This window comes from Streptomyces hydrogenans (genome assembly GCF_014656075.1).
Lineage (GTDB): Bacteria > Actinomycetota > Actinomycetes > Streptomycetales > Streptomycetaceae > Streptomyces > Streptomyces hydrogenans.
Genome location: NZ_BNBS01000211.1, coordinates 1 through 7093, shown reverse-complemented (window position 1 = coordinate 7093; position 7093 = coordinate 1). Strand labels below are relative to the sequence as shown.

Genomic DNA, 7093 nt, shown 5'->3' with positions numbered 1-7093 from the left:
GTCCTGCGCGGCGGCCGCGGCGACCCGTGCGGCCGCCGCCGGGAGCGCCGAGAGCGTGCCGCCGGTGGCGGCGAGTGCGACGGTGACGGCGGCGGCCGCGAGACGGCGGGCGCGTGGGCGCGCGTACGTGCTGTGCATGATCGTTTTCCCTCCCCTGGGAAGGGGGAGGCTAGCGGACCGCCGGACACCCGCCCGAGGCGGGGCAGCGGTTCAGGCGCCGGCCCGCTTCCGGGGCGAGACGCAGAAGGGGTGCCCCGCCGGGTCCAGGAGGACGCGCCAGCGGGTGGGCTCGGGCTGGGCCGGGGGGAGGGTGGCGCCGAGGGCGGTCAGCGCGGCGACCGCCTCGTCGAGGTCGTCCACGTCGAAGTCCAGGTGGAGCTGGGCCGGGACCCCGCCCGACGGCCAGGTCGGCGGGCGGTGGTCCGCCACCCGCTGGAAGCCCAGGACCAGGCCGTTCCCGTCGACCAGACCGGCGAAGTCGGCACCGGAGCGCTCGTGCAGGGGCAGCCCCGTGGCCTCCGCGTAGAAACCGGCGAGGGCCAGGGGGTCGGCGCAGTCGAGGTTCACCGCCGTCAGATTCATCCGCATGCGCGGAGACTACGGGCGGGCGTCCCCGTCCGCCCCGGGGTTTTCGGGGGCCCCGGCGTCGGGCTCGACGTCCGGATCGGCGTCCGGGCCCGCTTCCCCGCCCAGTTCCGCCCTCTCGCCGGAGTCCGCCCTCGCACCGGCAGCGGCCCTCTCACCGGCGTCGTTCTCCTCGCCGGCGTCGGTCCCCCTGCCGGGCTCCGCCCCCTCGCCGGCCTCCGGGGACGTCGCCACCGGGCGGCCCGTCAGGGCGGCCAGGGAGTTGCGGATGTGCTCCATGTGGGAGTGGATCTCGTCGCGCGCCTCCTCGTGCTCGCGCAGCACCCGCTCCGTCCCGCGCTCCGTCCGCTCGGCCTTCATGCGGGCCTCGGCCAGGATCTCCTCGGCCTCGGCGTCGGCGTCCTCCTGGCCGTGCCTGGCCTCCTCCTCGGTGCGGGCGAGGGCCCGCCTGGCCTCCTCCAGGCGGGCCTCGGCCTCCGCGACCCGCTCGGCGTCGCGGGTGTCCTGGGCGGCGACGGCGGCCGCCTCGGCGCGGTCGGCGTCGGCGCTCCGGGTGCGGTGTTCCTCGGCCTGCCGGGCCCGGAGTTCGGCCGCGCGGTGCCCGGTCTCCTCGTACGTCTCCGTCGCCGCCGTCCGGGCGCCCTCGGCGTCCCTGCGGGCGATGGTGTCGAGCTCCTCGGCCCGCTCGCGCGCGGTCTCCAGGGTGGCGCGGGCCTTGGCCTCGGCCGCGGCCCGTACCCCTTCGGCGTAGGCGTCGGCGGCCGCCCGGGCCTCCTTCGCCGCCGCGTCGGCCGCCTCGGCGACCGCCTGGGCCTCGGCCTCCGCGGCGCGGACGAGCCGCTCGTCCTCCTGCTCCGCCAGCTTCAGGATCTGCTCGGCGGCCTCGCCCAGGGACTCGTACCGCTGCGGCTTCAGCGCCGCGACGGTCTCCCTCAGGCCGGCCAGTCCGGCCTCCATCTCCTCGGCGAGGGCGGTGAGCCGCGCGGCCCGCTCCCACGCCTCGTCGCGGCCCTTGGACAGCGCGGCGAGATAGGGGTCGACCTGCTCCGGGCGGTACCCCCGACCCCGTCCGACGGCGAAACTCATCCTGACGCCCCTTCCCTATGGCCTCGCCCTCCAGGATGCGCCATAAGAACGGACAAAAGGCGCCCGATGTGATCACACATCGAGCGCCCTTCGTCACATTCCGCTCTCACACGGCGTCAGATCCCCGGACGGGAACGCGTCAGAGCAGGCCGTCCCACATCTGCTCCAGCAGCACCGACCACCAGTTCTCCGGCGACGACAGCGCCGCCGGGTCCAGCATCGCCAGCTGCGCCTGGAAGTCCACCGTCCACCGGCCCGCCTGCTCCGGCGTCAGCCCGAACCGCAGCCGCCACATCCGGCCCAGCAACGCCATCGACCGCGCGAACTCCGGCAGCCCCGTGTTCACGAACTGCGGCGGCACCGACGCCCCGCCCGGACCGGCCTCCACCGGCACCGCCACGATGTGCGCGGTCCCGTACTGGACGCAGATCGCCCGCCCGAAGTCCGAACCGAGCACCAGATACGAACTCGCGTCCGCCGCCGCAGGCACCTGACGCTGCTGCGCCAGCTCCGCCAGCGTCGGCACCACCGGCATCGCCGGCTGCGCCCAGAAGAACGGCCCGAAGTCAGCCGGAAGCCCCGCCCACATCAGCGTGACCGCCACCGCCTCCGGCACGCCCTGCCGCGACACCGCCCGCTGGTCGAAACGCAGGATGCCCGGACCGAACGCCCCCGCCAGCTCCTGCGCCACACCCTCCGGCGGCACCGGCGGCGCCGGCTGCACCTGCGGCAGCGGCGCCCGGACCGGGGCGGGCCGCGCCGGACCGTCCGCCACCTGGTGCAACTCACCCTGGTGCGTCAGCAGTTGCCGCATGCCCTGCTGACGGCCCGCGTGATCACGACCGTACGGGGCGATGCTGGTGATCCGCGCCTGCGGCCACGTCTCACGGATCATCCGCGCGCAGTAACCACCGGGCAGCTCACAGGACGCCAGCTCCGTGTGGAGTTCCAGCACCTGCTGCGGCGGCACACCGAGCCCACGCAGCTCGTGCAGGATCTGCCACTCCGGATGCGGAGTGCCCGGCGCCGAACGCCGGATGACCTGCTGCTCCGAACCGTCCGGCGCCCGGTACCGCAGCACCGCCTGGTACCCGGGACCGACCGTCGGCACCCCGGCCGGCTGCTGCGGATACCCGTAGCCCGAAGCCGGAGCCGGGCCGGGCACCCGCGGAGCCGCCGGAGCGGGCCCCGGCGGAGGCGGCGGAGCACCCGGACCGGCGCCCGGACCACCCGGACCCGGCTGCGCCAGCATCGTCGGCGCGTGCTCGATGCCGTGCGCCGGCGTCCCCGCACCACCGGGAGCACCCGGCGGCCGAGGCGGTGGCGGCGGCGCCGCACCGGGACCGCCCGGCCCCGGGTGCGCCAGCATCGTCGCCGCGTGGTGCACCGGCTGCGGAGGCGTCACCGGACCCGGCGGCGCGGGCGGCGGAGGCGTCCCCGGCTGCCCCGGCGCGGGCGCCGGACCGGGAGGCGGCACAGGACCCGGCGCGGGCGGCGGCGTCTGCGCCATCAACTGCGTCGGCACGTACGCGGGCGCCGGAGCCGGCCCGCCCGACCCCGCCCCGGGCACCCCCGGCGGAGACGGCGGCGCGACCGGACCATGGGCCGCCTTCTTCGGCGGCAGCGTCGCCTTGCTCGTCGCCGCGTCCGCGATGTCCCCCGCACCCGGAAGACCCGGCGGAGCGACCGGAGGCGGCGTCGCACCCGGCGGCGCCACCGGCGCGGGAGCCGCACCCGCCGCCGGAACCGGAGCCGGAGCGGCCGACGGGTCCAGACGCGGCGCCACCGCCGTCTTCGGCAGCGCGCTCCCGCCCTGCATCAGCGCCGTCGGCGCGTCCGCGCCCACCACCGGCGGCGGCGCGTCCTCGTCGTCGGCCCCCGACAACGGCGGCGCGAACACCGTCGCCGGCAGCGGCACGCCCTCCACCCCACCGGAACTCGCGTTCGCGTCCGCCCACGGGCTCGCCGGAGCCGCCGGAGCCGCCGGCCCGGCCGGGACCCCGTCCATCGCCGTCGGCTCGTACGCGTCGTCCGACCCGCCCGACGACACCGAAGCCGACACCGAAGCGTCCAGAGCGGCCAGCGGAATCGCCGCCGCGGGCGTCTCCGAACCGTCCGAGGAATCCGCCCCCGCGGACGACACCGACGCCGCACCCGACCCCGCCACCGGCCCCGCACCCGACACCGGCGCCGCGCCCGTGTCCGCGTCCGCCTCCCGCTCCGCGTCCCCGCGCTCCTCCTGCGAGGCGTTCGGCCGCTGCGGCAGACCGATCTTGTCCGCCGCGTCCTGCAACCACTCCGGCGGACTCAACAGGAACGACGTCTGGTTCAGATCGATCCGCGCCGGCGGCACGGGCGGAGCCGACTCCACCGGCGCCTCGGCGACCCCGTACTCCTCCTCGTACCGCCGGATCACCTCGCCCACCGGCAGCCCCGGCCACAACGTGGCCTCACCCGAATCCCGCGCGACCACCAGCCGCTGCCGCCCCGAGTCCGCCGTCGGACCGCCCTCGCGGCCCTCCGCCCACGCCACGAAACCCAGCGCGAACTCCCGCACCCGCACCTCCTGGTGCTGGTACGGCGGCAGATCACCGTTGATCCACTCCTCGGCGCGCTCCTGCGCCTGCGCGAACGTCACCACAGCCGGCTCACCCTCCCACCGGGGCCACGGGCACGGCGCGCGCGAAGCCGCCGTCCACCATCAGATTCGCGACCGTCTCCAACTCCGGCGGATTACCGGCCAGCCGCAGCAGGAACGCGTCGAAATCCTCACCACAGGGCAGCAGCAACCGCTCCACCCGCTCGTTCACCGACCAGCCCGCGGCCTCCTCGCCGGAGTCCCGCACGTCGTCGTACGCGCAGAACCACACCGAACCGACCCCGGCACCCCGCACCTTCACCGCCACCAGACCGCCCTGTACGAAGGCCACCCCCAGGTAGTCCTTCGTCAGATGGTCCCGCAGACACTTGTTGACGTAGACGAGGTCATTGACCCCCGCCTCCTCGCGCACCGTGAAGAACGGCTGGTCCACCAACAGCCCCAGCTCCGCGTCGAGCGCCGCACCCACCGGCGCACACCCGCCCGCCACCTTCAGGAAGGAGCGGTACGCCCCCGGCAGCCGGTACCCGAGATCCTCCTCGACACCCTGCAACTGCTGCTCCGACACCGACATCCCGCTCTTCGGCAGCCCGAAGTGCACCGGACGCGTCTCCTGCAACGGCCGCGTACCCCGCTTCGCGTGGTCCACCGCCGCCGTCGCCACACCCCCGTGGTGCCGCAGCAACGCCTTCACCTCGACCGGCACCAGCTCCAGCCGACGCGAACCCGCCACGTGGTGCCACGTCCACCCGTGCGGCGTCGCCACCGCCGGAATCGTGTCCCACAACTCGTGACCCGTCGCCGCCATCGCCGCGTTCGCCGACACGTAGTCCGTCAGCCGCAGCTCGTCGACGCCGAAACCCTCCGGCGGCTCGGCAATCTCCGCCGCCGCCCGCGCGTACGGCGAGAAGTCCGGGAACCCCCGCTCGTCCACCCGCACCCCTCGCGGATGCCGGGAAGCGCGCACCGGATCCGGGAAACGCACGACCTGCCCGGCATAGGCCGCGTTCGGTGGCGCGGTGGACTGCCCGAGCCGACCTGTCGTCATGGCGGTTGCCCCCTGCATGGCGTCACTGGCTGCTACTGCTTGCTCCTGCTGCCGGACACCGCTGCGCACAGCACGCCCGACCGATCCCGCACAGCCTATGCGCTGCCACAAGACCACGAACCGGCCCGCACCCCCACCGGCCCGACCCGCACACCCACCGTCACCAACGGTCACGAACCCATGACAGGCCGACCACGGCTCCGACACACCGGCGAGCCGAAACCCCCACCCAGCTTCCCCATATGGCTCCCTATTTGGCAGGCTGTGCACCGCAACTCGGGGGATTGCAGGAGGGGAAGACGAGCACCATGTACGCCAGCACGACGCCCACGCAGGGTGACCCACGCCTCAACTGGAGCAGCGACACGGACCACGGTCGCGCCCCCTTGCTGCTCCACCGCCGCGACGGCATCCTGCCCGCCGTCGGAGCCGCCCTCTCCGTACGCGGCGAGACCCTCACCTGCACGGCGGGCCGCGGCGAGACACCACCCGTCCTCCACGCCCTCGTGCAGGACTTCCTCGACACGCTCACCAGCGGCCAGCGCGAACGCTTCACCGGACGATGTCCCGAGGCCATCCTGCTCTCCCGACACCTCACCGCCACCGAGAACAGCCGCTCCAAGCGCGCCCAGCGCAAGCCCCTCACCCCCGGCGAAGCCCGCCGCAGCCTCAAACACGCCAAACTCACCGCACGGCGCATCCGCGAGGACGGCGACCCCCTGCACGGCAGCTACGCCGCACCCTGCCGCTCCTGCGCCGCCCTCCTCGACCACTTCGGCGTCCGCACCGTCACCCCCACCGAGAACGGCTGACCCGACCCATGTCCGACACCACCCGCTTCCCCGTCAACGTCGACGCGGCCCTCCGCGACGCCGGCTGGCAACCCGGACGCTGGGACATCAAACTCGCCGAGGAATGGGCCGACACCCTGCGCGCCCACGTCTCCCCCGCCGGCCACCGCCACAGCGTCTTCCCCGCCGTCGTCGAAGCCTGGGCCGAATTCGGCGGACTCCAGCTCACCGCCCCCGGCCACGGACGCCAGATAGCGCCCGCCACCCTCAGCTTCGACCCCCTCGCCGGCCTCCACCTCGCCCGCACCCTCGCCGACCTCGGCCGCGCCCTCGGCACCGAGCTCGCCCCCCTCGGCGAGGAGGGCGACCACCAGGCCGTCCTCGCCATGGACGCCGAAGGCCGCGTCTACAGCCTCGACCACGCCGGCGACTGGTACCTCGGCCGCGACATCGACACCGCCCTCGCCACCCTCGTCACCGGCACCCGCCCCAGCCGACTCACCACCGGCTGACCCTCACACCTCCCGCACGGGAATCACCGCCGACACCTTGAAACCACCGGCCTCCGTCGGCCCCGACACGAACGCCCCGCCCAACCGCGCGACCCGCTCCTTCATCCCCACCAGACCGTTCCCCCCACTCGGCAGACCCGCGTCCGCCGCCCCCGCGTCCGACGGACCGTTCTCCACCTGCATCGCCACCTCGGCACCCCGATGCGCCAACCGCACCACCACCTCGGCACCCGGCGCATGCTTGTGCACGTTCGTCAACGCCTCCTGCACCACCCGGTACGCCGTCCGCTCCACCTCCGGCGGATACGCCCCCGACTCCCCCAGCTCCACCAGCTCCACCACGGCCCCCGCCAACCGCGACTGCTGACACAGATCCTCCACGGCACCCAGCCCCGGCCCCTCCGCCGAGGCCGCCGCCCGGGCCGCCGAGGCCGCCGCCCGCCCCACCGCCGCCAGCGGCACCGCCGCCGGC

7 protein-coding genes are annotated in these 7093 nt (G+C 75.1%); 2 read left to right on the top strand and 5 right to left on the bottom strand.

Annotated features, from left to right (window positions below):
• Positions 1-210: 210 nt before the first annotated feature.
• From IE321_RS39925 to IE321_RS39910, 4 genes are all read right to left on the bottom strand, one after another.
• Positions 211-588, bottom strand: a complete 378-nt coding sequence (locus IE321_RS39925; protein ID WP_043227352.1) for a VOC family protein — start codon at positions 586-588, stop codon at positions 211-213.
• A gap of 9 nt (positions 589-597) precedes the next feature.
• A complete protein-coding gene (locus IE321_RS39920; protein ID WP_190226548.1) occupies positions 598-1671 on the bottom strand; it encodes a cellulose-binding protein in 1074 nt (357 codons plus the stop codon).
• A 139-nt stretch (positions 1672-1810) separates the two neighbouring features.
• Complete coding sequence (locus IE321_RS39915) at positions 1811-4312, bottom strand: SUKH-4 family immunity protein (RefSeq protein WP_190226547.1); 2502 nt, start codon at positions 4310-4312, stop codon at positions 1811-1813.
• Between the two features lie 7 nt (positions 4313-4319).
• Positions 4320-5318, bottom strand: a complete 999-nt coding sequence (locus IE321_RS39910) for an SMI1/KNR4 family protein (RefSeq protein WP_190226546.1) — start codon at positions 5316-5318, stop codon at positions 4320-4322.
• A 308-nt stretch (positions 5319-5626) separates the two neighbouring features.
• Here IE321_RS39910 and IE321_RS39905 point away from each other — a divergent pair, with 308 nt between their 5' ends.
• The gene (locus IE321_RS39905; RefSeq protein WP_043227349.1) at positions 5627-6130 is read left to right on the top strand and encodes a YwqJ-related putative deaminase; all 504 of its coding nucleotides are present in this window, start codon (positions 5627-5629) and stop codon (positions 6128-6130) included.
• Positions 6131-6138: 8 nt separating this feature from the next.
• Entirely contained in the window at positions 6139-6621 is a 483-nt protein-coding gene (locus tag IE321_RS39900; protein WP_043227348.1) for an SUKH-3 domain-containing protein, read from the top strand.
• 3 nt (positions 6622-6624) lie between these two features.
• On the opposite strand, the gene IE321_RS39895 is transcribed toward IE321_RS39900, so the two are convergent.
• Positions 6625-7093: sensor histidine kinase (locus IE321_RS39895; RefSeq protein WP_373316666.1), on the bottom strand; the 469-nt coding region annotated here is incomplete at its 5' end.

What these genes read in the sequence shown, in the direction of transcription:
- IE321_RS39925 (WP_043227352.1), bottom strand. Translation starts at nt 588, where the DNA reads ATGCGGATGAATCTGACGGCGGTGAACCTCGACTGCGCCGACCCCCTG.
- IE321_RS39920 (WP_190226548.1), bottom strand. Translation starts at nt 1,671, where the DNA reads ATGAGTTTCGCCGTCGGACGGGGTCGGGGGTACCGCCCGGAGCAGGTC.
- IE321_RS39910 (WP_190226546.1), bottom strand. Translation starts at nt 5,318, where the DNA reads ATGACGACAGGTCGGCTCGGGCAGTCCACCGCGCCACCGAACGCGGCC.
- IE321_RS39905 (WP_043227349.1), top strand. Translation starts at nt 5,627, where the DNA reads ATGTACGCCAGCACGACGCCCACGCAGGGTGACCCACGCCTCAACTGG.
- IE321_RS39900 (WP_043227348.1), top strand. Translation starts at nt 6,139, where the DNA reads ATGTCCGACACCACCCGCTTCCCCGTCAACGTCGACGCGGCCCTCCGC.